General features: G+C 69.8%; 20 protein-coding genes. 11 read left to right on the top strand and 9 right to left on the bottom strand.

Features of this window, described 5'->3' with window-relative positions:
* The first annotated feature begins 121 nt into the window (after positions 1 to 121).
* Positions 122 to 2065, top strand: a complete 1944-nt coding sequence (locus tag OG953_RS36790; protein ID WP_405689727.1) for an APC family permease — start codon at positions 122 to 124, stop codon at positions 2063 to 2065.
* Here the strand turns inward: OG953_RS36790 and OG953_RS36785 are convergent.
* From OG953_RS36785 to OG953_RS36755, 7 genes are all read right to left on the bottom strand, one after another.
* The gene (locus OG953_RS36785; protein WP_405689725.1) at positions 2029 to 2496 is read right to left on the bottom strand and encodes a hypothetical protein; all 468 of its coding nucleotides are present in this window, start codon (positions 2494 to 2496) and stop codon (positions 2029 to 2031) included. The two genes, OG953_RS36790 and OG953_RS36785, sit on opposite strands and share 37 nt — an antisense overlap.
* A gap of 73 nt (positions 2497 to 2569) precedes the next feature.
* Positions 2570 to 3121, bottom strand: coding sequence for a hypothetical protein (locus tag OG953_RS36780; RefSeq protein WP_405689723.1), 552 nt, complete (start codon positions 3119 to 3121; stop codon positions 2570 to 2572).
* Between the two features lie 530 nt (positions 3122 to 3651).
* Positions 3652 to 5832: an MGH1-like glycoside hydrolase domain-containing protein gene (locus tag OG953_RS36775; RefSeq protein WP_405689721.1), complete on the bottom strand. Its 2181-nt coding sequence runs from the start codon at positions 5830 to 5832 to the stop codon at positions 3652 to 3654.
* Entirely contained in the window at positions 5829 to 7862 is a 2034-nt protein-coding gene (locus OG953_RS36770) for a beta-galactosidase (RefSeq protein ID WP_405689719.1), read from the bottom strand. The genes OG953_RS36775 and OG953_RS36770 overlap by 4 nt, the downstream gene beginning before the upstream one ends.
* Positions 7859 to 8716 (bottom strand): carbohydrate ABC transporter permease, encoded by an 858-nt coding sequence (locus OG953_RS36765; protein ID WP_405689716.1) that lies wholly within the window; start codon positions 8714 to 8716, stop codon positions 7859 to 7861. Before OG953_RS36765 ends, OG953_RS36770 begins: the two co-directional genes overlap by 4 nt.
* A complete protein-coding gene (locus OG953_RS36760; protein ID WP_405689713.1) occupies positions 8713 to 9639 on the bottom strand; it encodes a carbohydrate ABC transporter permease in 927 nt (308 codons plus the stop codon). The genes OG953_RS36765 and OG953_RS36760 overlap by 4 nt, the downstream gene beginning before the upstream one ends.
* A 4-nt stretch (positions 9640 to 9643) precedes the next feature.
* Positions 9644 to 10981: an ABC transporter substrate-binding protein gene (locus OG953_RS36755; protein ID WP_405689710.1), complete on the bottom strand. Its 1338-nt coding sequence runs from the start codon at positions 10979 to 10981 to the stop codon at positions 9644 to 9646.
* 145 nt (positions 10982 to 11126) lie between these two features.
* Here OG953_RS36755 and gcvPA point away from each other — a divergent pair, with 145 nt between their 5' ends.
* The 7 genes from gcvPA to OG953_RS36720 all read left to right on the top strand — a co-directional run bounded on the left by gcvPA (position 11127) and on the right by OG953_RS36720 (position 18241).
* Positions 11127 to 12518, top strand: coding sequence for an aminomethyl-transferring glycine dehydrogenase subunit GcvPA (gene gcvPA / locus OG953_RS36750; protein ID WP_405689709.1), 1392 nt, complete (start codon positions 11127 to 11129; stop codon positions 12516 to 12518).
* A complete protein-coding gene (gene gcvPB, locus OG953_RS36745) occupies positions 12515 to 14107 on the top strand; it encodes an aminomethyl-transferring glycine dehydrogenase subunit GcvPB (protein ID WP_405689707.1) in 1593 nt (530 codons plus the stop codon). The genes gcvPA and gcvPB overlap by 4 nt, the downstream gene beginning before the upstream one ends.
* A complete protein-coding gene (locus OG953_RS36740; protein WP_405689705.1) occupies positions 14104 to 15534 on the top strand; it encodes an NAD(+)/NADH kinase in 1431 nt (476 codons plus the stop codon). The genes gcvPB and OG953_RS36740 overlap by 4 nt, the downstream gene beginning before the upstream one ends.
* 38 nt (positions 15535 to 15572) lie before the next feature.
* A complete protein-coding gene (locus OG953_RS36735; protein WP_389604791.1) occupies positions 15573 to 16319 on the top strand; it encodes an SDR family NAD(P)-dependent oxidoreductase in 747 nt (248 codons plus the stop codon).
* 49 nt (positions 16320 to 16368) lie between these two features.
* Positions 16369 to 17010, top strand: a complete 642-nt coding sequence (locus OG953_RS36730) for a GntR family transcriptional regulator (RefSeq protein WP_329839887.1) — start codon at positions 16369 to 16371, stop codon at positions 17008 to 17010.
* Positions 17011 to 17296: 286 nt separating this feature from the next.
* The gene (locus OG953_RS36725; protein ID WP_405689702.1) at positions 17297 to 17836 is read left to right on the top strand and encodes a MarR family winged helix-turn-helix transcriptional regulator; all 540 of its coding nucleotides are present in this window, start codon (positions 17297 to 17299) and stop codon (positions 17834 to 17836) included.
* 150 nt (positions 17837 to 17986) lie between these two features.
* Complete coding sequence (locus tag OG953_RS36720) at positions 17987 to 18241, top strand: cysteine hydrolase family protein (protein ID WP_405692269.1); 255 nt, start codon at positions 17987 to 17989, stop codon at positions 18239 to 18241.
* Between the two features lie 149 nt (positions 18242 to 18390).
* Here the strand turns inward: OG953_RS36720 and OG953_RS36715 are convergent, their stop codons facing one another.
* A complete protein-coding gene (locus tag OG953_RS36715) occupies positions 18391 to 19449 on the bottom strand; it encodes a sulfite oxidase (RefSeq protein WP_405689700.1) in 1059 nt (352 codons plus the stop codon).
* A gap of 134 nt (positions 19450 to 19583) precedes the next feature.
* Here OG953_RS36715 and OG953_RS36710 point away from each other — a divergent pair, with 134 nt between their 5' ends.
* Entirely contained in the window at positions 19584 to 19931 is a 348-nt protein-coding gene (locus tag OG953_RS36710) for a YidH family protein (RefSeq protein ID WP_405689698.1), read from the top strand.
* Here OG953_RS36710 and OG953_RS36705 read toward each other — a convergent pair.
* Positions 19828 to 20331, bottom strand: coding sequence for a transposase (locus OG953_RS36705; protein ID WP_405689696.1), 504 nt, complete (start codon positions 20329 to 20331; stop codon positions 19828 to 19830). The genes OG953_RS36710 and OG953_RS36705 overlap by 104 nt on opposite strands.
* A 440-nt stretch (positions 20332 to 20771) precedes the next feature.
* Between OG953_RS36705 and OG953_RS36700 the strand changes: the two genes are divergently transcribed.
* Complete coding sequence (locus tag OG953_RS36700; protein ID WP_405689694.1) at positions 20772 to 21491, top strand: lysophospholipid acyltransferase family protein; 720 nt, start codon at positions 20772 to 20774, stop codon at positions 21489 to 21491.
* Positions 21492 to 21555: 64 nt separating this feature from the next.
* The gene (locus tag OG953_RS36695) at positions 21556 to 22605 is read left to right on the top strand and encodes an NAD-dependent epimerase/dehydratase family protein (RefSeq protein WP_405689692.1); all 1050 of its coding nucleotides are present in this window, start codon (positions 21556 to 21558) and stop codon (positions 22603 to 22605) included.
* Positions 22606 to 22636: the final 31 nt, after the last annotated feature.

Genomic DNA, 22636 nt, shown 5'->3' with positions numbered 1-22636 from the left:
CCACCCCGTCAAGAACGCGTGAAGAGATCACCGTTTCGCGCCAAGAACGCGCCATTGGCTGCCGTCCCCGGCCGGAAGCGGGAACACCCTGAGCGGACCCGATCGAAGGACCGCAAAGCAGATGTCTCTTCTGGCCTCAGACCCCGATACGGCACCGAGTGCCGAGGAACCCCCCGACACCGGGGCCCGCCACAAGCTCACCACCCTCACCGGCCTCGCCGCTCTGTCGCTCGACGCAATGGCCTCGGTGGCGTACGGGCCCGAGGCGATCGTCCTGGTCCTGGCAGCGGCCGGCGGTCACGGGCTCGGCTTCACGCTCCCCGTCACGCTGGCGATCGCCGTCCTCCTGGCCGTCCTCGTGGCCTCGTACCGCCAGGTCATCGCGGCCTTCCCGGACGGTGGCGGAAGCTACGCTGTCGCCAGGGCGCACATCGGCCGCCGCACCAGCCTGGTCGCGGCCGCCTCACTGGTTCTGGATTACGTCCTGAACGTCGCGGTCGCCGTCACCGCCGGAGTGGCCGCGCTGACCTCGGCCTTCCCCGGTCTGTACGACGAGCGGCTGTGGCTCTGTCTCGGCGTGCTGGTCCTGATCACCGCGGTGAATCTGCGCGGGATCGTCGATTCCGCGCGTGCGTTCGTCGTGCCGACCGCAGTATTCATCGGGGCGATCCTGGCGCTGATCGCAGTAGGTCTCTTCCGGTCCGCGCCGGTGAGCACCGAGGCGGCGGCCGGCCATGCCTCCGTACTCGTCGGCAACGCCACCACGGTCGGTACGCTGCTCCTGCTCAAGGCCTTCGCCTCGGGCTGCTCGGCGCTCACCGGTGTGGAGGCGATCGCCAACGCCGTTCCGTCCTTCCGTGCCCCGGCCGTCCGCCGCGCCCAGCGCGCGGAGGTCGCTCTCGGTGCGCTGCTGGGTGTGATGCTGATCGGTCTGTCCGTGCTGATCTCCCGGTTCGGGCTGCAGCCGGTCGAGGGCGTGACCGTGCTGGCGCAGCTCGCCGACGCGTCCTTCGGGCACAATCTCGCCTTCTATGTCGTGCAGTTCGCCACCATGGTGCTGCTGGCGCTGTCCGCGAACACGTCGTTCGGCGGTCTGCCGGTGCTGCTCAAGCTGCTGGCCCGCGACAACTATCTGCCGCATGTCTTCGGCCTGAAGGCCGACCGGCAGGTCCACCGTCACGGGGTCCTTACGCTCGCGGCCGTCTCCGCCGCGCTCCTGGTCTTCTCCGGCGGCAATACCAACACCCTCGTCCCGCTCTTCGCGATCGGCGTCTTCGTCGGCTTCACCATCGCCCAGACCGGGATGGTCATCCACTGGCGCGCAGTCCGCGGCACCAAGTGGGTTGGCAAGGCGTTGCTGAACGGCCTGGGCGCGCTCCTGACGGGGGTCAGCGCGGTCGTCGTCACGGCCACCAAGTTCCATGACGGCGCCTGGCTGATCGTGGTCGCCCTGCCCCTGCTGGTCGCCGGCTTCGAGTCCGTCCACCGTGCCTACACCAGGATCGGCGAACGGCTGGGCGTCGGCCGCATCCCGGAGCCACCGCACCGCGACCGCTCGCTGATCGTGGTTCCCGTCTCCTCGCTCACCCGGCTCACCAGCGAGGCCCTCACCGCCGCTGTATCCCTCGGAGACGAGGTCCGCGCGGTCACAATCTGCCACCCCGATGCCGAGGACCGCATCCAGACCGAAGCGCTGGAACGGGACTGGGCACTGTGGAACCCGGGCGTCCCCCTGGTGCGTGTGACCTCGCAGCGCCGTTCGGTCGGCCGCCCGGTCGCCGCGTATGTACGCGAGGTGTCGGCCGCTGATCCGGGCGTACGGATCACCGTGCTCATCCCCGAGGTGGAACCGGCCCACATGTGGCAGCGGCTGTTGCAGAACCAGCGAGGCGCGGTCGTCGCGCACGCCGTCCGCCACGAGACGGACGCGGTGATCTGCCGACTGCGGTTCCGGCTGTTGGATCCTCCCCTGGAGGTGCAAGCGGCTGCACGACCGTCAAGGACGACGTGCCGCGGCGGTTGTCGCGGTCATGTACTGAGCAGGCGATTGAAGAACGAGCGGTAACGCTGGAGTGCTATCCGCAGGTCCTCGGTGAGGACCTCTTCTCCACGGCCCCATTGACTCTCAAGCCCTTCCTTCCGGGATGCGAATGAACTGGCGAGCGACTGCATGACCTCGGCGACCAATGCGTCGGCGTTACGAACGGCATCCTGCGGATCGTCGACGAAGGCGGTCTGGACCGCCTTCCATCTGGTGTGGAATTCCTCGGCTTCCTCGGGCCCGAGGAGTGGCTCGTTCTCCTGAGCCTGTTCCGGCGCCGAAGGCTGCGGTGTGCCCGCCGCCGGCTCCGCCGACGCGGCCTCGTCCTCGGAGGCTGGTGACTCGCTGCCTCGACCTGCCTCCGAGCCTTCCCGAGGACCGGCAAGATCCTCCGTACTCAGGCCTTCCCTCGTCGCACCACCGTGATCGTCTGTTCCTCTGTCTTCACGCTGCATGTTTCTCCACCTCGTCCGGCAGCAGCTCCGTCGGGTGCTCGCTCCTTGCCTTCCGCCACCGTGGACGCCTTGGTCACGCGCGCTGCGTCCCCGGCTCTTCGCCGTTGCTGAGCAGATCGTCGAAGAGCGCGCGGTAGTGCACCATCGCGCCCCGCAGTTCCTCAGTGGTCGTCCGTCGGCCACTGGTCCGTGTGTTGACCTCGTGGGCCGCGCGGTAGTGCTCCAGCGTGCGTCCGTGTTCGACGGACAGGTCCTTCACCTGCTGCTCGTACCCCTCGGTCGGGTAACCGCGTTCCCTCATGAGCCGGGTCACCAGTTGATCCGCCTCACCGACAGCCTCGTCGGGGCTGTCGACGAAGTGTTCCTGCACGCCGTTCCACTGCTGCGCGTACTGTTGCCGGGCCGTCGGGGTCAGCGATTTCACGTCGAGGTCGTCATGGCGTTGTTCACGCGCGCGCAAATCGCGCTCTGCCGCCATGCGACTGCCCCCGGTTTCAACAGCGCGCTCGTATTCCGGCCCGAAGCGATCCCGCAGGTGTCTGCGCCGAATGGCGAGCCACAAAACCAACGCGAGCGCGACCAGCACCACTACGACGACGATGGCAATACTGATTCCTGTGGACACCTGGCCCTCCATTCAGGTCAGCCATGATCCCGCGATCGGCGACTGCCCCAGGGGCGTTGCACTCGGACGCGCGCGCATCCCTCGGCTCGGTCAGCGGCGATTGCCCCCGGCGAGCCGCCCTCAAGTCGATTCGACTGCTTGATCGGTCATCGCGGTCGCCCTTTCCGGAGAAAGGTCATTCGACTCCACCGCGGTCAGTCTACGCGCGGTTTACCCACATCGCTTGAGAAGGAACGCCCGAAGTCACACCGTGTAGTACATCAAATACGCATCCAATGCGCATGAACTCACCGCCCGGTCGACTCGACCCAGTGTGTTTTCGCGACGAGGCCGGCCGAGACGGAAGGCCTCGACGCAGACGGTTTCGACTCCGTCCACCCGCAGCATTTCCGCCACGAGAACGGGGTCGAGCCGAGGGTCTTCGGTGAGGATGCGGCGTAGGTGGCAGTGGCGTCCCGGGCGGGGCAGCGACGATCCACGCACCGGGGCGCACGCCGAGCGGCGCCCCGTGCGCAGCGAACGGCGGCCGCCTACCGCTCTCTTGCCAGCATCGGCAGCAGCAGCGCCGCGGACCAGCTGAAGTTGGGCGAGTTGAGCGGTGCCCCGGTGATCGGGTCGTAGTTCTCCATGATCGGTCCGTTGCCCGCGAGGCCCGACGCATGGGTGAGGAGCTGGTCCGTCAGGGCGTCCGCATCCTTGGCGTAGCCGTAGCGGCGCAGGCCGCCGAGGGCGAAGTATGCCTGGTCGAACCAGACGGGGCCGCGCCAGTACGCGGTCGGCGAGAAGTAGGGGGAGCTCTTCGCCACGGTCGGGAACGGGACAGTGGTGGCGAACTCCCCCGGGTCCGTCAGCTTGTCGCGCACGGCACGGGCCTGCGCCTGGGACGCTGTGCCGGTCCACAGCGGGACGGCGCCCTCGATGCCGCGTCCGCGGGCCGTGAGCGGTGCGCCGGTGCCGAGCGCGGTGTCGTGGAACCAGCCGTCCGCGGGGTCGTACATCGTCGTGCGGACGGCGGCGGACGTGGCGGCGGACCGCTGCTTCCACCGCTTGGCGTCGGCGCCGCGGCCCAGCGTGCCCGCGATGCGCGCCAAGTAGCCCTGGTCAGCGGCGAGATAGGAGTTCAGGTCGACGGACTCCTGGTCGAGGGAGTAGCCGAGAAGTGTTCCGTCGGCCGCCCGGTTGGCGACGATGCCGGTGCCGAGGGCGGCGTCGAAGCGGGGTGCGTTGTCCATGCCGCTCTCCCAGGCCGCGGCGAGGCGCCGCTCCTCGGGCGAGTTGTTGGCGGGGTCGACGGTGGCACCGTACTCGGCGAGGCCGTCGTGGTCGTGGTCGCGGTTGCGGTACCACCAGGCTTGGTAGGCGGCGAGTTTCGGGTACATCTCACGCAGGAAGGCCTTGTCCCCGGTCTTCGCGTACACCTCCCAGACTGCCCAGGCGGCCAGCGGGGGCTTGGAGTTGCGCTCGTTCCAGTTGCCGCCGCCGCGCGAGGGGTCGTTGTAGAAGATGACGTCGGGGATCATCCCGGCGTCCTGCGGGCGGGTCGTGGAGTCCGGGCTTATCTGCCAGTCGAACATGGCGCGGATCTGCGACTCGGCCAGGTCGGGCGCGAAGCGTGCCGTGCCCACAGCCTGCTTCCAGGTGTCCCAGGCCCAGATGCCACCGGTGAACCACTTGTAGGAGATCGACGGCGTGATGCCGTCGTGTTTGATCTGCCCTGCCGCGCCCCGCCAGTTGGTGACCAGGGTCTCCAGCGACTTCACGGCCGTGCGCCGCCGATCCGCCGGAACGCCCTGCGTCACCCCCGCGACATAGCCCCGCCAGCGCGCGTCGGAGGCGGAGACGACGGCATCGGGGTGCGCGAGTACGTCACGGACCTTCGCCTTCTCCTTCGCGCGCTCGGCGGCGGTGAAGGTGTAGGACTCGGTCCAGTCGAAGCTGTGCGAGCGGCCCGGCGCGAGGGTCACCGGTTCCACGGCCTCGGTGCGGTACGTGTCGCCGTCCACCGTCGTACGGACGGCGTCCTTGTGCGTGACGTCGAAGCGTTCCGTGCCGTCGGTGAGGTAGTCCCAGGTCTCCCGGACCTTCGCGAAGCCGACGCCGACACCGGAGCCGGTGGCGGTCAACGAGGGCGCGTCGCGCATCGGCCGGTCGGCGGGCCGCAACAGGCTGCCCGTCCAGTCGGCATCCAGCGTGCGGGGCGCCGGGCCGGTGTTGCGGACCTCGGCCCGCACCAGGGCGCTGCGGTCGGTGGCGAAGCGGAGTTCGAGGGTCAGGCGCAGGCCGCGGCCGAGGTCGTACGACTGGAGGAGCCGGCCCGGGAGCGAGGTGAGGCGTGGCGCGCCTCCCCCGGCCAGGTCCAGGGTGCGGCCGTGTTCGGTGAGGCGGATGCGGCTGAAGGACTTGCTGAGCCACCAGGGGTATTCCTGTGCGATGTAGAGGGGCCCGGAGAAGCCGCCGTAGGCGTCCTTGTCGCCGGCCTTCGGCAGGGCGTAGGCGTGCCAGGCTCCCCGGTCGGCGAAGACGGTGACGGGGTTGTTGTCCTCGTCGTCGCCCGGCTCGGCGGCAGCGGGGGTGCCGTGCAGGTCGAGGACGTCGGCGTACGAGGAGGGCGGCTTCGGGCGCGCATGGGCGGAGGCCGTCTGCGGGACGGCGAGGGCACCGCCGGCGAGAAGGAATGCGATCAGGGCGCACAGGGGCCGGTGTCTGGTCACTTGTCGGTCTCTCCAAGGGAGTCGGTGGCGATGCGCAGGACTGCGGCGCCGAGCGGGCCGAGGCCGATGTGGTCGCGGACGGCGGCTCCGGTGAGCAGGTCGGTGCCGCCGGCCGCGTAGGGGCCGGTCAGTTGCGTCCGGGTGTCGTGGTCGCTGTGATTGAGGACGAAGAGGTACGTGCCCTGCGTGCCGGAGCGCACGGTCGCCTCGACTCCCTCGGGGACTTCGAGCACGGGGCGTACGCCCGCTGCCCGCAGCACGTCGTCGAACACGGCTGAGATGCCGTCGCCGAGGTGGGCGCTCACGTACCACGCGGTGCCGGCGCCGTAGGGATGGCGGGTGACGGCGGGGCGGCCGGTCAGTTCTCCGGACGCGTACGAGTCGACGACCGCGGTGTCCGGGGCGTCGGGTTCGATCCACTCGCTCCAGTGGGTGGCCTCGGCACCGGAGTCGAGCCGCACCGCCTCGCCGTCGGGGATCGGCCAGAACTCGTCGACGGACACGCCGAGTACGTCCCGCAGCGGTCCTGGTGCGCCGCCGTCGTGGATGTGGTCGTGGCCGTCGACGACGCCGCTGAAGGGGCCGCACACGAGGTGGCCACCGCCGCGTACGTAGGCTGCGATGCGTACGGCGTTCTCGGGCCGCAGAAGGTGGAGGTTGGGCGCGAGCACCGCCCGGTAGCCGTCGAGGTCCGCGTGCGGGGGCACGAAGTCGGCGGTGACGGCTCGGGCGTGGAGAGCCGCGTACCAGGGGCGCAGGAGGTCGGGCCAGCGCATGCGGGCGGAGGGATGGTCGTCGGCCTCGAGGGCCCACCAGGAGTCCCAGTCCAGGACGATCGCCACGTCGGCCCGGGTGGTGGCGCCGGTGACTTCGCCGAGCCGGGCGAGTTCGGCGCCGAAGCGCACGGTCTCGCGCCAGCCGCGGGAGGCGGTGCCGCGGTGCGGGAGCAGCGCGCTGTGGTACTTCTCGGCGCCGGCGCGGGAGGCGCGCCACTGGAAGTACATGATGCCGTCGGCGCCGCGGGCCAGGGCCTGGAGGGACCAGAGTCGTTGCAGGCCGGGCTTCTTGGGGACGTTGACCGGCCGCCAACTGACGGCGGAAGGCGCCTGTTCGAGGAGCAGCCAGGGCCGGCCGCCCTTGAGGGAGCGCATCAGGTCGTAGTTGAGGGAGGCGTTGACGTGGGCGCGCGGGTCGGCGGGGTCGGGGTAGGCGTCGTCGGAGACGAGGTCCTCGTGCTCGGCCCACTTCCAGTAGTCGAGTGCCTTGAACATCGACATGAAGTTGGTGGTGGCCGGGATGTCCGGGCTGAGTTCCCTGAGTGCCTCGCGCTCGGCGCGGTGGCATTCGAGGAGTGCGTCGGAGCAGAAGCGCCGCCAGTCCAGGAGCTGCGTCGGGTTGCCGGGTCCCGGAGCGGTGCGCGGCGGTTCGATCTCGTCGTACGTGCCGTAGCGCTGCGACCAGAAGGCCGTGCCCCACGCGTGGTTGAGGCCGTCGATCGTGCCGTACCGGTCGGTGAGCCAGGCGCGGAAGTGGTCGGCGGAGCGTGCGCAGAAGCACTCGGTGACATGGTCGCCGTACTCGTTGTGGATGTGCCACAGAGCGAGGGCCGGATGGCGTGCGTAGCGTTCGGCGAGGGCTCGGGTGAGGCGGAGAGCAGCGGCACGGTACTCGGGCGAGGACGGACAGTAGTGCTGGCGCGAGCCGAATTCGAGTCGTACGCCGTCGGCCGTGACCGGCAGGATCTCGGGGTGGGCGCGGACCAGCCACGCGGGCGGTGACGCGGTCGCGGTGGCCAGGTCGACGGCGATGCCGTGGGCGTGCAGCAGGTCGAGGAGCCGGTCGAACCAGGGGAAGTCCCACGTGTCCGGGCCAGGTTGGAGCCGTGCCCAGGAAAAGACGCCGACGGTCACCATCGTGACGCCGGCCTCGCGCATCAGCTCGGCGTCCTCGGCCCAGACGTCCTCGGGCCACTGTTCGGGGTTGTAGTCACCGCCGTAGAGGACGCCCGGGACGCGGGTGAGGCGGCTCATCCCTTCACCGCCCCGCCGAGGAGTCCGGCCACGAACTGCCTTTGGAAGAGAAGGAAGAGGGCCATCAGCGGAAGGGTGGCGAGGAGTGAGCCGAGCATCAGTCCTGAGTAGTCGACATGGGAGAGCCCCGTGAGGGTGTTGAGAGCGACGGGCACGGTGTATTTGTCCTCGGAGTTGAGCATGAGCAGCGGCCAGATGAAGCTGTTCCACTGCGCCATGAACGTGAAGATGACCAGGGCGCCGAGCTGCGGGCGCACGCACGGCAGCACGACTTGGTAGAAGGTGCGCAGCTCGCCGGAGCCGTCGATACGGGCCGATTCGAGGAGCTCGTCGGGGAAGTCGACGAAGCCCTGCCGCATCAGCAGGATGCCGAAGGAGTTCGCCAGGAACGGCAGGACGACCGCTTGGTAGGAGTCGATCCAGCCGACGCTCGCCATCATCTGGAACAGCGGCACGAGCAGCACCTGGAACGGGATCATCATCGTCGCGAGCACGGCGCCGAGCAGCAGACCCCGGCCGCGGAAACGGTACTTGGCGAGCCCGTAGCCGCACATGGCGGAGATCAGCGAGCTGAGCGCGGTGTGCACGACGGCGATACCGAAGCTGTTGACCAGGACCCTCCCGAAGCCGATGGTGTCCTGGAGCCGCGCGAGGTTGTCGAGCAGACGGCCGCCGGGCAGGAACGGCGGCGGCGAGCGGAACAGGTCCGACGTGGAGTGCGTCGCGGCGATCGCCATCCAGAGGAACGGCACCAGGCTGACGACGGCGCCGGCCGCGAGGAACAGGCGTACGGCGTAGCGGCCGGCGCGCCGGGCCGGGTGGACACGTACGGGGGCCTGCTGGAGGGCGGTCACCGGCGGCGTTCCCTTCCGAAGGCGACGTACTGGAGGGCGGAGATCGCGGCGATGAGGGCCACGACGACCCAGGCGATGGCCGCGGCGTAGCCGAAGTCGAGCTGCTGGAAGCCGACTTTGTAGAGGTAGACGACCGGGGTGAGGGTCGCGTCGTCGGGGCCGCCGCGGGTGAGGACGTAGTTCTCGTCGAAGAGCTGGAGTGTCCCGATGGTGGAGGTGATCACGCAGAACAGGACGACCGGGCGCAGCTGCGGCAGGATCACGCGGGTGTACGTGGAGAGGGTGGTGGCGCCGTCGATGGAGGCGGCCTCGTACTGTTCCTTGCCGATGGACTGGAGTCCGGCGAGCAGGATGACGGCGTTGTAGCCGGTCCAGCGCCAGGTCAGGGACGCGATCAGCGAGACGCGGGCCCAGGTGGGGCTGTTGAGCCAGTCGACCTGACCGATGCCGACGGCGCCGAGGATCTGGTTGACGAGGCCGCCGTCGGTCTTGAGGAGGACCTGGAAGACGACGGCGTACGCGACGAGCGTGGTGACGGCGGGCAGGAAGTAGACCGCTCGCCAGGTGCCGCGGAAGCGCAGCCAGGACTGGTTGAGCAGGACGGCGAGGACGAGTGCCAGGCCGATCATCACGGGGACCTGCACGACGAGGATGATCCCGGTGTTGAACAGGGACTCCAGGAACGCGGGGTCGTGGATCATGCGCCGGTACTGGTCGAGTCCGACCCAGTGGGTGGCGCCGGCGTCCTCGGTGGTGAAGCTCTGCAGGAGGCTCGCGCCCAGCGGATAGGCGAAGAAGAGCGCGAAGAGGGCGGCCGCGGGTCCGGCGAAGATCCAGGCGGTGGGGCGTCGGCGTCTGCGGCGCGCCTCGACCGGGGCGCGGGCGGGGGCGACCGGCCGGTCGTAGGTGGTGTGGACGGCCATCGGGCTACTTCACCCTTTCGCGGCCGGTGGCCGTGGCGAGCTGCCGCGCGGCCGAGTTCAGGGCGGCGCGCGGGTCCTTGCCCCGGAGCATCACGCCGGTGACGGCGGAGATCATGATGTCGGTGGCCTTCGCGTCGTCCTTGTTGTTCTCGACCGGCGGGATGTTGCGGGCGAGCCGGGCGAACACGTCGAGGGCCGCCTGCCCGCCGAAGTACTCCTGCTTCGCGCTCAGATACGGGTCGTCGAGCGCGGGCAGATAGGCGGGGAACAGGCCCTCACGCTTGAGCATGGAGACCTGGTTCGCCTTGCCGGTGAGCAGGAACTGAATGAAGGCCCAGGCCAGTTGGGGGTTCTTGCTCTGCCCTGGGACGCAGAGCGTGGAGCCGCCGATGTTCGAGGTGCGGATGCCGTCGGCGGTGAATCCGGGCAGCGGCACCACCCCGAACCTTCCCTTCAGCTCGGGCATCTCGTCGCTGAGCGTGCCCGTCCACCAGGCGGCGGTGGGAGTGGTGGTGGCCTTGCCCTCCTTGGTGCCGGTGACGAGGCCGTCCCAGCCCTTCTCGTAGTCGACGAGACCCCTTTCGTGCAGGGTCTTCATCAGCGTCAGGGCCTTGACGGCCTCCGGGGTGTCGACCGCGACCCGGCCGCCCTTGAAGTAGGCCTGGCCCTGCTGCTGGAGCAGCATCGGCAGGATCCCGGCGTCCGTGGAGTCCATGATGAGCAGCTTGCGACCGGTGGCCTTCTTGATGCGGACACCCGCCGCTACGTAGTCGTCCCAGGTCAGCAGCGACTTGGGGTCGACTCCGGCGGCGCGGAAGTGGTCCGTGCGGTAGTAGAGCGCGCAGGGGCCGATGTCCCAGGGCAGGGCGAAGACCGCGCCGTCCTTGCCGGTGACGGTACGCCACGCGGCGCGGTCGAAGTCGCCTCCGTAGCGGCCGCCGAGGCTCGTCAGGTCGTAGAAGCCACTCGGGAAGTTGCCGATGTAGCGCGGCATGTGGCTGCCCTCGACCGTGAGGACGTCGGCGAGGCCCGAGCCGCCGCGCAGGCCCACGGTGATCTTGTCGTAGGCGTTGTCGTAGCCGATGTCGACGACGTCGACGGTGGTGCCGGGGTGGCGCTTCTCGAAGGTGCGGGCGAGTCGCTTCATGGCCTTGGCGGCCACGTCCCACGACCAGACGGTGATCTTCCCGCTGACCTCGCCCCCTTCGTCATCCTTCCTGCCGCCGATGTCACGGGCGTCTCCGCCGCCCGCGCCGCCCATGGCACATCCGCTGACCAGTGACGATGCCGCGGTCGCGAGACCTGTGGCCAGAACAACCCGTCGGGTGGACCTTGTTGACACTCTTGCCTCCTGGAGCCTGAATGCCTAATGCTGTATTCAGAACACTGAATGACGGAGCCTGCCGTCAAGAGGTGTACACCCAAAGACTTTTGTTGCTGTGGTTCATGACTGACCTGACCGAGTCGGCTCACGCGAAAGGCGCGGCATGACGTCACCCCAGGAATCCGTCCCCCCCTACACCCACCCCTACATCCCGAACGCGGTCCCGGCCGTTCGGCAGGCGATGCTCGACGAGATCGGCGCGGCGAGCGTCGAGGACTTCTACGCCGACATCCCGGACGGCATCCGGCTGCACCGTCCCCTCGATCTGCCGGCCCCGCTGCGTTCGGAAGCCGAACTCACCCGCCACATGGAGGAGCTGCTCGGCCGCAACACCTCGACGCGGCAGGCGCTCAGCTTTCTCGGCTCCGGCTGCTACCAGCACCACGTACCGGCGGTCGTGGACGAGGTGGTCAACCGCAGCGAGTTCCTCACGGCGTACGCCGGCGAGCCCTACGAGGACCACGGCCGCTTCCAGGCGTTGTGGGAGTACCAGTCGATGATGGCCGAGCTGCTCGACGTCGAGATCGTCAACGTCCCGGTGTACGACGGCTTCCAGGCCTCGGGAACCGCCCTGCGCATGGCAGGCCGGATCACGGGCCGCCGCCGCGTGCTCGTCGCCACCGCGATCGACACCGACAAGCTCTCCCGCATACGTGACTACGTACGGCCCGACCACGACGTGACGGTGATCCCGGTCGACCCGGACACCGGCTGCGCCGACCTCGACGCGGTGCGTGAAGCGCTCTCCGCCGACGACACGGCGGCGGTGTACGCGGACACGCCCTCCGCGCTCGGCATCGTCGACGAGGCACTGCCCCGCCTCGCCGAACTCGCCCACGAAGCAGGGGCGTTGTTCGTCGCGGGCTGCAATCCGCTCACACTCGGCGTGCTCGCGCCGCCCTCCGCGTACGGCGCCGACATCGCGTGCGGCGACATCCAGCCGCTCGGCCTCCACCAGAGCTTCGGCGGCGGCAACGCGGGATTCATCGCCACGCGCGACGAGGAGACGCTGGTCGCCGAGTACCCGTCGCGCCTGTTCGGCCTCGTGCCGACGACCGTCGAGGGCGAGTACGGCTTCGGCGACGTCGCCTACGAGCGGACCTCGTTCGCGCTGCGCGAGGAGGGCAAGGAGTGGGTCGGCACGGCCGCCGCGCTGCACGGCATCGGTGCCGGGGTCTATCTCGCGCTGATGGGACCGCAGGGCATGCGGGAGATCGGCGACACGATCCTCGCGCTCACCGCGTACGCCCGCAGGCGCCTCGCCGAGGTGCCCGGCATCGAGGTCCCGTACGGCGACGCCCTGCACTTCGCCGACTTCACCGTCCGCTACACGGGCGGCAGGACCGCCGCCGAGATCCGCACCGACCTGAAGGAGCGGGGCATCTTCGGCGGCGTACCTACCGGCGGGCACGAGGCCACGTACTGCGTCACCGAAGTCCACACCAAGGCCGACATCGACCGGCTCGCCGCAACCCTGGAGGAGATCGTCAAGTGACCGCCCCGCACGCGCCCGTCTCCGTCTCCCCCGAGGAGGCGCGCATCGCCGACAAGCCGCGCCTCCGCCGTTTTCAGCAGGCCTCCTGGGACGAGGAGCTGATCTTCGAGCTCGGTTCGCCGGGCGAGCGAGGCGTCCTCGTACCGGCCACGGACCCGTCCATCGGGAAGGCCGAGATACCCGCCGCCCTGCGCCGCGCCGAACCGCCCGCACTGCCGGAGATGTCCCAACAACAGGTCCTGCGCCACTACTTGCGCCTGTCGCAGGAGAATCTGGGCGCCGATCTCAACATCGACGTCGGCCAGGGCACCTGCACCATGAAGTACAGCCCCAAGGTCAACGACCAGTTCGTCCGTGACCCGCGGATCGCGGCGCTGCACCCCCTCCAGGACGAGGACACGGTCCAGGGCGTCCTCGGGATCATCCACAGCCTGGAGCAGCTCCTGAAGGAGATCTCCGGCATGGACCGGGTCTCGCTCCAGCCGGGCGCCGGCTCCGCCGCGATCTACACGAACGTCGCCATGATCCGCGCCTACTTCGCCGCGCGCGGCGAGCTGGAGCAGCGCGACGAGGTCATCACGACGATCTTCTCCCACCCGTCGAACGCGGCTTGCGCGAAGACGGCGGGCTTCAAGGTCATCACGCTCCACCCGGACGCGGACGGCTACCCGGACATCGAGGCCCTCAAGGCGGCGGTCGGCCCGCGCACGGCGGCGCTCCTCATCACGAACCCCGAGGACACGGGCATCTACAACCCGCGCATCGAGGAGTTCGTACGGATCGTGCACGCGGCGGGCGGCCTGTGCTCGTACGACCAGGCCAACGCGAACGGCATCCTCGGCATCACGCGCGCCCGGGACGCGGGCTTCGACCTGTGCCACTTCAATCTGCACAAGACGTTCTCGACGCCGCACGCGTGCGGCGGTCCGGCGGCGGGTGCGTGCGCGGTCTCCGAGGACCTCGCCCCGTATCTGCCGCGCCCCACCGTCGAGTTCGACGGTTCGGCGTACCGTCTTGACGACGACCGGCCCGAGTCGGTCGGCAAGATGCGGCCGTTCTACGGCGTCGTGCCGAACCTGGTCCGTGCCTACGCCTGGATCATGTCGCTCGGCGCACAGGGCCTGCGGGCCGCCGCCGAGACGGCCGTCCTCAACAACAACTACCTGCTCCACAAGGTCCGGCAGATCCCGGGCGTCTCCATCCCCTACGCGGCGGGGCGCCCGCGCGTCGAGCAGGTCCGCTACAGCTGGGAGAAGCTCCACGAGGACACCGGCCTGCACTCCGAGGACATCGGCCTGCGTGCCGCGGACTTCGGTACGCACTACTGGACCAGCCACCACCCGTACGTCGTGCCGGAACCCATGACGCTGGAGCCGACCGAGTCCTACACGCGCGCCGACCTCGACGAGTACGCGGCGATCCTCACAGAGATCGCCCGTGAGGCGTACGAGGACCCGGAGACCGTACGAACGGCGCCGCACCGCTCGACCATCCACCGGGTCCGCCCGGAAGCCCTGGACTCCCCGGCGACCTGGGCGGTCTCCTGGCGCGCCTACCGCCGCAAGGTGCTCGGTGAGGCCGGCCGGTGACGAGGATCGGCCTGGTGGTCAACCCGGTCGCCGGCCTCGGCGGCCGGGTGGGCCTGGGCGGTACCGACGGCCCGGACCGGACCCGCGTGGCACTCTCGCTGGGCGCACGCCCCTTGGCGGGGGCGCGTGCCGCTGCGGCTTTGAGTGAACTGGCGGCACGTTCGGGTCAGTTGACAGAGGCCGGCCGTCCTGCGTGGGACGGGCCAGGCAGCGAGTCGACAGCGGCGGTGCACCCCGCGCCCAGCCGGCGCACACAGCCGAGCGCCGCTTCGACGGCCTCCGCGCCGGATGGGCGTCCCGATGCGTCGCAGAGCACGGCGCACGTCCCCGCGACCACGCGGGAGCGCACGCCACACCCCGTGCCCGGCCGCCGGGCCGACGCCACCGCGGATCCCGCGCCGAACGAGCTCAGCGACACGAACGCCGGGGCGGCGGCCATCGTCCCGGCCGCTCACCCGCCGGGCTCAGGAATCCTCGTCGTGACCGCCGCCGGTCCCCTGGGCGCTGACTCCGTCGCCGCCGCAGGGCTTGCGGGGCGGGTCGTGTACGCCGCCGGGGCCGGGCGGGACACCTCGGCCGCGGACACGGCCGCCGCGGTGCGGGCCGTCGTCGCCGAGGGCGTCGACCTCCTGCTCTTCGCCGGCGGCGACGGCACCGCGCGGGACGTGCTCGGCGCCCTCCGCGACGTGCCCTGCCCGGTCCTGGGCGTACCGACCGGCGTGAAGATGCACTCGGCCGTCTTCGCCATCAGTCCGCGCGCCGCGGGTGAGGTCGCGGCGGCGTGGCTCGCCCGCAGGAGCACTGTTCGGCTGCGGGACGCCGAGGTGATGGACCGGGACGAGGACGCCCTGAGCGAGGGCCGCGTCGCCTCACAGCTCTTCGGATGGCTGCGCGTTCCCGACGTACCGGTCCGCGTACAGCAGCGCAAGACCGGCAGCACCGCCACCACGCCCGAGGCGGTCGGCGGCATCGCGACCGACGTCGCCGAGCGCGTCGGGGACGGGCTGCTCGTGCTCGGCCCCGGCAGCACCACCCGGGCGGTCGCGGCGACGCTCGGCGCGGACGTCTCCCTCACGGGGGTCGACGTGCTCCGCCTGCGGCCCGGCCACCGGCCGCGAATCGTGGCCCGCGACGCGGGCGAGAACACCCTCCTCTCCGTCGGCCCGGCCTGGATCGCCCTCTCCCCCATCGGCGGCCAGGGCTTCCTCCTCGGCCGCGGCAACCAGCAGATCTCGCCGCGCGTCCTGCGCGCGGCGGGCGGCCGCGAGCGCCTGCTCGTGCTGTGCACTGAACAGAAACTGGCCGCGCTCGGCGGCCGCCCTCTTCTCCTCGACACCGGCGACGACGCGCTCAACGCGGAGCTGTCCGGCCACCTGCCCGTCATCACCGGCAGGCGGCGCACGTCGCTGTACCGCGTGGTCGGATGACCCCTTATGCCTCCCATCACACCCAGAAGGAGCCAAAGATGATCTCCCTTGACGGCAAGCGTGCCATCGTGACCGGCGGCGGAGCCGGAATCGGCCGCGCCACCGCCCAGGTCCTCGCGGAGCTCGGCGCGCGCGTGGTGATCGCCGACATCGACACGGACGGCGGCGAACGCACCGCGAAGGACACCGGAGGGACCTTCGTGCGCTGCGACGTGTCACGGCGCGAGGACTGCGAGGCCGTCGTGCACACGGCGCAGGAGCAGTTCGGCGGCGTGGACGTCCTCTTCAACAACGCCGGCATCATCCGCCGCTCCACGGTCTGCGAGATCACCGAGGACGACTGGGACCTGGTGATGGCCGTGAACATCCGCTCGGTGATGCTGATGAGCCGCCTCGTGATCCCGGGGATGGCGGCCCGGGGCGGCGGCTCCGTCATCAACACCGGCTCCGGATGGGGCATCCGCGGTGGCGGCCGGGCCGTCTCGTACTGCGCGTCGAAGGGCGCCGTCGTCAACATGACCCGCGCCATGGCCATCGACCACGGCCCCGACAACATCCGCGTCAACTGCGTCTGCCCCGGTGACACGGCGACCGGGATGCTCGCCGAGGAGGCCCGCCAGCTCGGCGAGAGCTCCGACGCGTTCTACGCCGACGCCGCCGACCGGCCGCTCGGCCGGATCGGGCAGCCCCGCGACATCGCCCAGACCGTGGCGTTCCTCGCCTCCGACGCCTCGGCGTTCCTGAGCGGGGCGATCATCCCGGTCGACGGCGCCGGTACCGCGTGACCCGCCGGTAGCGGATAATCGACCGGACCGAAGGGGAGGGCAGCCTCACATGCCAATCGAAAATCGCCCGCTGCGCGAACAGGTCAAGGAGGAACTGATCAAGCGCCTCGGGCGCGGCACGATCGCTACCAGCGAGCCGATCAACGAGGGGCAGCTCGCCACCGAACTCGGCGTCAGCCGTACTCCGCTGCGCGAGGCACTGATCACGCTGGAGCGCGAGGGCGTCATCACCAGCGAGCGCGGCAAGGGCTTCCGCTTCACGCCGCTCAGCGCGCAGGAGTTCCGTGACCTGTCCGCGATCGTCGCGACGCTGGAGGCGCTCGCCCTGGAGTCCAGCGATCCCGAGCACCTGACGGCGACAGCCCCCCGTCTCCTGGAGGAGGCGCGTGCGTTCTCGGCCCCGCAGGCACCGCACGACGTCATAGAGCGTTACGACGACGCGTGGCACGACCTGCTCCTGTCCGGCTGCACGAACAACCGCCTGATGAAGCTGATCACCTCCCTGAAGGTGACGATGCACCGCTACGAGCGGGTGGCCCTGGGCGACCAGGACATCCTGGAGCGTTCGGCGGTGGAGCACGAGCGGATCGCCGAGTGCCTGCAGCGCGGCGACCTCGACGCGGCCGTCGCGGCGCTCAAGGAGAACTGGAACAGCGGGATGCACCGGATCCTGGAGCATCTGAAGGACTGACCACGGGCGGCGAGACCCTGACGGGGACAGCGGAGAGGAACTCCACAAGTAGGACCGACCGGCAATTGGGGGGTGGGTGAAGGAGCGGGGCTGGGGTGCGTGCATCGCAAGGCGGAGGATTGAGCCATGGAGCATGGGGCCTCCCCTGCTCGAGCGAAGCCGAGAACTCGGGGAACATGGTGATTGACGACAACGCCGCGAGGTGCGTGCCCCAGCCCCGTGACGCCGCCCCCCAATTGCCGGTCGGTCCAACTTGCAAGGTTCCTTGTGGAGTTTTACCCGGGTCATGAACACGAACCCCAGGCCGCAGCAGTCCACTGCGACCGCGCAGCGCCTCGACGACGCGATCAAACGGCTGCGCGCACGCCTGCGCGCGGAATCGGGGCAGGACGCGACCGGCCTGACCGCCACGCAGCTCGGCGTGCTGGCAAGCGTGGTACGGGAGGGCCCCGTCACTGCGGCCCGGCTCGCCGCGCTGGAGCGCTTCAGCGCGCAATCCGTCGCGCAGAGCCCGGCGGTACTCAAGGCCGCCGGGCCGGTCCACAGCGAGCCCGCTCCGCAGGACGGCCGCAATGAGCTGATGAGCGCCGACCCGTCCGCGACCGAACTCGTCGACAATCTGCTCGCGGGACGCGCCTCCCTCCTGGCGCGGGCCATCGACCAAGTCGTCGCCCCTTCTCGGCGTCCACTCCGTGAACCCGGTGGGGGGAAGCCGCACACGGGATTTCCACTGTGGGGGCGGGACCCCTGCTCCTGCCGATGGGCGCCGTCTCCGCGCTGCTCTCGCGCCCGCTCGCCAGCCGCAACCTGGTGCGCGGACCGCTGATCGCCTCGGCAGTGACCATGCTGCTCGGCTCAGTCGGCATCATGCTGCTCACCTCGCGCAGCCCGGCGATCGCGATCGTGCTGGTCTCCCTGATCTTCGGCGTCACGTCCGCCTCCACCACGGTCGGCAACCAGACCGCCCGACAAGCGGATCACGCCCGAGCACGGCGACATCGTCGTCCGCAAGATCCGCTACGGCTCGGCCTCCACCACCGACCTCCACCAACAGCTGACCGACCGCGGCATCGGCACCCTGGTGCTCGCCGGAATCAGCACCAGCGGCGTCGTTCTGTCCACCCTCATCGACGCCGCCGCCATGATTACCGGGTCTACGTTCTGTCCGGCGGCATCGTGGGTCTTCAAAGTTGAGCGGTGCGGAGGTGTCCGCGGGCTCGCCGGGTGGTGACGCAGCTTGTCCGTAGCCGCTGGTTCTCGGCGTTGCGGAAGCCGAACGCGTTGCGGGCGACGAGCTTGATCACGCGGTTGATGCCATGACGATCACAAAACCGGGGTTGGAGGCGTGCCGTCGGGATCTGCGGCCTGGCCGCCCGGCTTTCAACGGTCGCAGGTGACGTGGAGTCGGGCCCAGGCGTTGTTGGCGTAGCCCTTGGGGTTCCAGACCGTCGCTGGCGACTCGGGCTGTACGGCTGCGGCGGAGTCCCAGGCACGGGCGAGGAGTTCCGTCTCCCCTGCCGGGAGGGTGAGCGTGGCGCGCCAGTGCTGCCACGTCCATGGGTTGTCCGGTGCGTGCAGATCGGCGTGGACCCACGTGGTGCCGCCGTCGGCGGACACGTCCACGCGTGTCACCGTGCGGTCGTCGCCGGCGAAGGCCACGCCAGTGACCTCGGCAGGTCCGGACGACAGCTGGGCACCTTTGCCGGGCCGCAGGATGGCGATGTGAATGACGACCGGCCCGAGCGTGATGCCGTCGCCTGGTCCTGCCTTGTGGGGGTCGGCCTCGGGAGGCAGGAGGCTGTATTCCCACTGGAAGTAGTTGTCGGACGATTCGGTCTGTGCGGTGATGCGCTGGAGCCATTTGACGCTGCGGGCGCCGATGTAGCCCGGGACGACGGCGCGCAGCGGGGCGCCGTGCGCGACGGGAAGCACCTGATCGTTCATCGCCCAGGCCAAGAGCACCTCGCTGGAGGTGGCCTTCGCCGCCGGTATGGAGGCGCCGAAGGGCTGTGGCGGGTCGGCGTCCTGTGACACGTCGGCGCCGGTGAAGGCGATATGGGCCGCTTCGGCCTGCAGCCCTGCCTCGGTCAGTACATCCGCCAGGCTCACACCGGTCCACCATGCCGTGGAGATGGCCCCGGGGCCCCAGGGGACCTGGCCGGGTATGTCGCGGAACTCCATGAGGTCGGCGCGGCGGTTACCCGCGCACTGCAAAGTGGCGAGCACTTTCCGTTCGGGGAAGCGGCGCCGCAATTCGTCCAGCGACAATTCCAGCGGGCGGTCGACCGTGCCGTCCACCCGCAGCCGCCAGCTCGCCCCGTCCACGCGGGGGATCGGGGCATGGTTGCGGCCATAGAAGGTGTCCAGAGGGGTGACCGGGTCCACGAGCGCGCCAGGAGGTGGTTCAGCGTTGTAGGGCTCGACCTGGTGCACGATCATGTCGTCTCGTTTGCCCCATATGCCCATATCGCCACTATGCTCGAAGTCCTTCCAAACGGCACTTTCGATCCCGCTCGTTTTCGGCGACAGCGACAGAATGCGCATCGCTGCGGCCTCCAGCAGGAGAGCGAGTCATGGGCGAGGAACGCCCCGGGGATGACACAGATCCATCCCACGCCCGAGATCATCTGGCGAACGAGCGCACCTACCTCGCATGGTTGCGCACATCCGCGACCGTGATGGCTCTAGGGCTGGCCGTGGCCAAGTTCGTCGAAGGCAGCCGTACCCGTTCACTGGCCGCAGGCGCTCTGCTGATGGCTGTCGGAGCGGCTGGGCTGGCTTACTCCGCCGTGCGCTATCGAAACGCCGCAGCCGATATCAGGCACGAACGGCTTCGCGCCGCCAGCCGAACCGGAGGACCACTGGCCGCAGGCGCCGTACTGGCCGTCGCACTCGCTGTCGCCCTATTGCTGCTCTGGTGACGTCAGTACGGCCAGGACGAAGGTCGGCCCGCGGATGGCCTCGGGCCGACCTACGACACCGCGTTCTTGCTGATGCATCTTGTTGGCGAGCGGGACGACGTGGAAAGTGGTCGACGACCACGATGACGTCCGGGAGACCGGCGCGCACGGCGGCTCGGTAGGTGGCTGACATGTCGATGGCGACGTAGCGGATGTGCCGTCTCCAGGTTAGGGGCGTGGTGGACAGCCAGGCCAGGACGTCGGCCACGGCGCGGCCCTCGACCTGGCCGAGCATCCCGCCGGTGCCGAGTGCGTCGACGAACCCGGTGTGCCGGCGGTCCCGCGTCAGCTGCCACTTCCCGGTGTCGGCATCCTGCTCCCAGCGGGTGCGGCCGCGCCGGGTCCCGTCGATGCCCAGCACTGAAACCTCGGGCAGCTCCCCTTTTCCAGGGTCTGTCCATGACCGGGACAGGGTGGATGCGTACTCCTTGCCGGTTGAGTATGCCGACCAGTTCGGTCTCCGCCGGCCACAACTCGGAGATCTCCCGGGGCAAGGAGCCGCGTTCGGACGCCTGCAGAGTCGCTACGGCCTCGTGCCTGCTCTCGTCGGTGAGAGCGGACGCGTCGTCGTGCGCCTGCGTGGCGGTCGACGTCAGCACGGATGACCTCGGCCCGCACCCTCTCCGACACAGAGAGCCCCGGCCTGACGCCTTGTCAGTAAAGTCAGCGTCGGGTCAGCATCGACCTACCCAAAGACGGTTACACGGGAGGACAGCTGCACATAGTGTCCTCCCGTCAGGTATCCGCTGACCTGGCAGAATGCAGCCCTGGAGCCGATCCGGCAGAGCTAGGAGCCGCCCCGTGTTCTATTACGTGCTCAAATACGTCATCCTCGGGCCGCTTCTCCGACTGTTCTTCCGCCCCAGGATCGAAGGCCTGGAACACATCCCGGAGGACGGCGCGGCCATCGTCGCCGGTAACCATCTGTCGTTCTCCGACCATTTCCTGATGCCTGCGATCCTCAAACGGCGCATCACGTTTCTCGCCAAGGCGGAGTACTTCACCGGACCGGGGGTGAAGGGGCGGCTGACCGCCGCCTTCTTCCGCAGCATCGGGCAGATTCCGGTGGACCGGTCCGGCAAGGACGCGGGGCAGGCGGCGATCCGCGAAGGGCTCGGGGTGCTGAGCAGGGGCGAGCTGTTGGGGATCTACCCGGAGGGCACCCGCTCGCACGACGGCCGACTGTACAAGGGCAAGGTCGGCGTGGCCGTGATGGCGATCACGGCACAGGTGCCGGTGGTGCCGTGCGCGATGGTCGGTACGTTTGAGATCCAGCCGCCGGGACAGGTCGTCCCGCGCATCAAGCGGGTCACCATCCGCTTCGGTGAGCCGCTGGACTTCTCCCGCTACGCCGGTCTGGAGAACCAGAAGGCTGCGATCCGGGCGGTCACCGACGAGATCATGTACGCGATCCTCGGCCTCTCCGGACAGGAGTACGTCGACGAGTACGCGGCCAAGGTGAAGGCCGCGCAGGCCGAGCAGGTCAGGCAGTCGAAGAAGTTCCCGAAGCTGCGACGCTGACAGCGAATCCGCGCTGGGTGAACTCCACTGGTCCGGGCGACGGCCTCGTCCTAACGTGCCTCTCATGAGCAGGGGAAACGCATGGGTTCTGGGAGCGACGGGACAGATCGGGCGAGTGGCCGTGCAGGCGCTCGTCGAGGACGGCTGGGAGGTGACGGCCGCTTCACGCGGCGGCGGGCGGGACGCGCGGTGGGACGGCGCGGTGCGCACGACGGCTCTCGATCGCGACGAGGACGGGGCGCTGGCGGCGTCGCTGGGTGACGGTTGTGACGTACTGGTCGACATGGTCGCGTACGGCGCGGACCACGCCCGGCAGCTGACCGGCCTCGCAGACCGGATCGGTTCGGCCGTGGTCATCTCCAGCGGTGCGGTGTACGAGGACGATCAGGGTCGCAGCTTCGACACACAGGGCGAACCCGACGGAGCCCCGCGGTACCCCGTGCCGGTCCCGGAGACACAGCGCACCGTGCCGGCCGGCGATGCCACGTACGGGACGCGGAAGATACAGCTGGAGCAGGATCTGCTCGCGGCGGGGGACGCGCTGCCGGTGACGCTGTTGCGTGCGGGGGCGATTCACGGGGCGTACTGCCGCTCGCCACGAGAGCTGTACTTCGTGAAGCGGCTCCTGGACGGCCGGGGGCGGCGGGTGCTCTCGTACGGCGGGACATCCCGTTTCCACCCGGTCCATGTATCCAACCTGGCCGAGCTGATCCGGCTCGCCGCCGGGCGGCCCGGTTCGCGGGTGCTCAATGCCGGGGACCCGCAGGCGCCGACGGTCGCGGAGATCGGCGAGGCCGTCGACGCGGTGCTCGGCCGGAGGACCGAGACCCTGCTGATGACCGGCGCTCCCGGGGACGACGGCGTCGGCTCGACGCCCTGGAGCGCCGCCCATCCCCTCGTGTACGACATGACGGCCGCCGAGCGGGAACTCGGGTACCAGCCGGTGACGGGCTACGCGGAGTCGCTTCCGGAAACGGTCGAGTGGATCGGCGCGCAACTGGAGGGCAAGGACTGGACGGAGGCCTTTCCCGTCATGCTGCGGGCATACGGGAAGCAGCTCTTCGACTACGCGGCGGAGGACGCCTGGCTGGAGACGTACGACCGCAAGGCATGAGGCGGAGCCCGTACGCGAGAACGGGCGGCCG

The sequence above is a fragment of the Streptomyces sp. NBC_00057 genome (genome assembly GCF_045041165.1).
In the GTDB taxonomy this organism is placed as follows: Bacteria; Actinomycetota; Actinomycetes; order Streptomycetales; family Streptomycetaceae; genus Streptomyces.
Note: the sequence above shows the minus strand (reverse complement) of the source record. Positions and strands in the feature narration are given on the sequence as shown.

What these genes read in the sequence shown, in the direction of transcription:
- OG953_RS36790 (WP_405689727.1), top strand. Translation starts at nt 122, where the DNA reads ATGTCTCTTCTGGCCTCAGACCCCGATACGGCACCGAGTGCCGAGGAA.
- OG953_RS36785 (WP_405689725.1), bottom strand. Translation starts at nt 2,496, where the DNA reads ATGCAGCGTGAAGACAGAGGAACAGACGATCACGGTGGTGCGACGAGG.
- OG953_RS36770 (WP_405689719.1), bottom strand. Translation starts at nt 7,862, where the DNA reads ATGAGCCGCCTCACCCGCGTCCCGGGCGTCCTCTACGGCGGTGACTAC.
- OG953_RS36760 (WP_405689713.1), bottom strand. Translation starts at nt 9,639, where the DNA reads ATGGCCGTCCACACCACCTACGACCGGCCGGTCGCCCCCGCCCGCGCC.
- gcvPA (WP_405689709.1), top strand. Translation starts at nt 11,127, where the DNA reads ATGACGTCACCCCAGGAATCCGTCCCCCCCTACACCCACCCCTACATC.
- OG953_RS36735 (WP_389604791.1), top strand. Translation starts at nt 15,573, where the DNA reads ATGATCTCCCTTGACGGCAAGCGTGCCATCGTGACCGGCGGCGGAGCC.
- OG953_RS36730 (WP_329839887.1), top strand. Translation starts at nt 16,369, where the DNA reads ATGCCAATCGAAAATCGCCCGCTGCGCGAACAGGTCAAGGAGGAACTG.
- OG953_RS36725 (WP_405689702.1), top strand. Translation starts at nt 17,297, where the DNA reads ATGAACACGAACCCCAGGCCGCAGCAGTCCACTGCGACCGCGCAGCGC.
- OG953_RS36715 (WP_405689700.1), bottom strand. Translation starts at nt 19,449, where the DNA reads ATGATCGTGCACCAGGTCGAGCCCTACAACGCTGAACCACCTCCTGGC.
- OG953_RS36710 (WP_405689698.1), top strand. Translation starts at nt 19,584, where the DNA reads ATGGGCGAGGAACGCCCCGGGGATGACACAGATCCATCCCACGCCCGA.
- OG953_RS36695 (WP_405689692.1), top strand. Translation starts at nt 21,556, where the DNA reads ATGAGCAGGGGAAACGCATGGGTTCTGGGAGCGACGGGACAGATCGGG.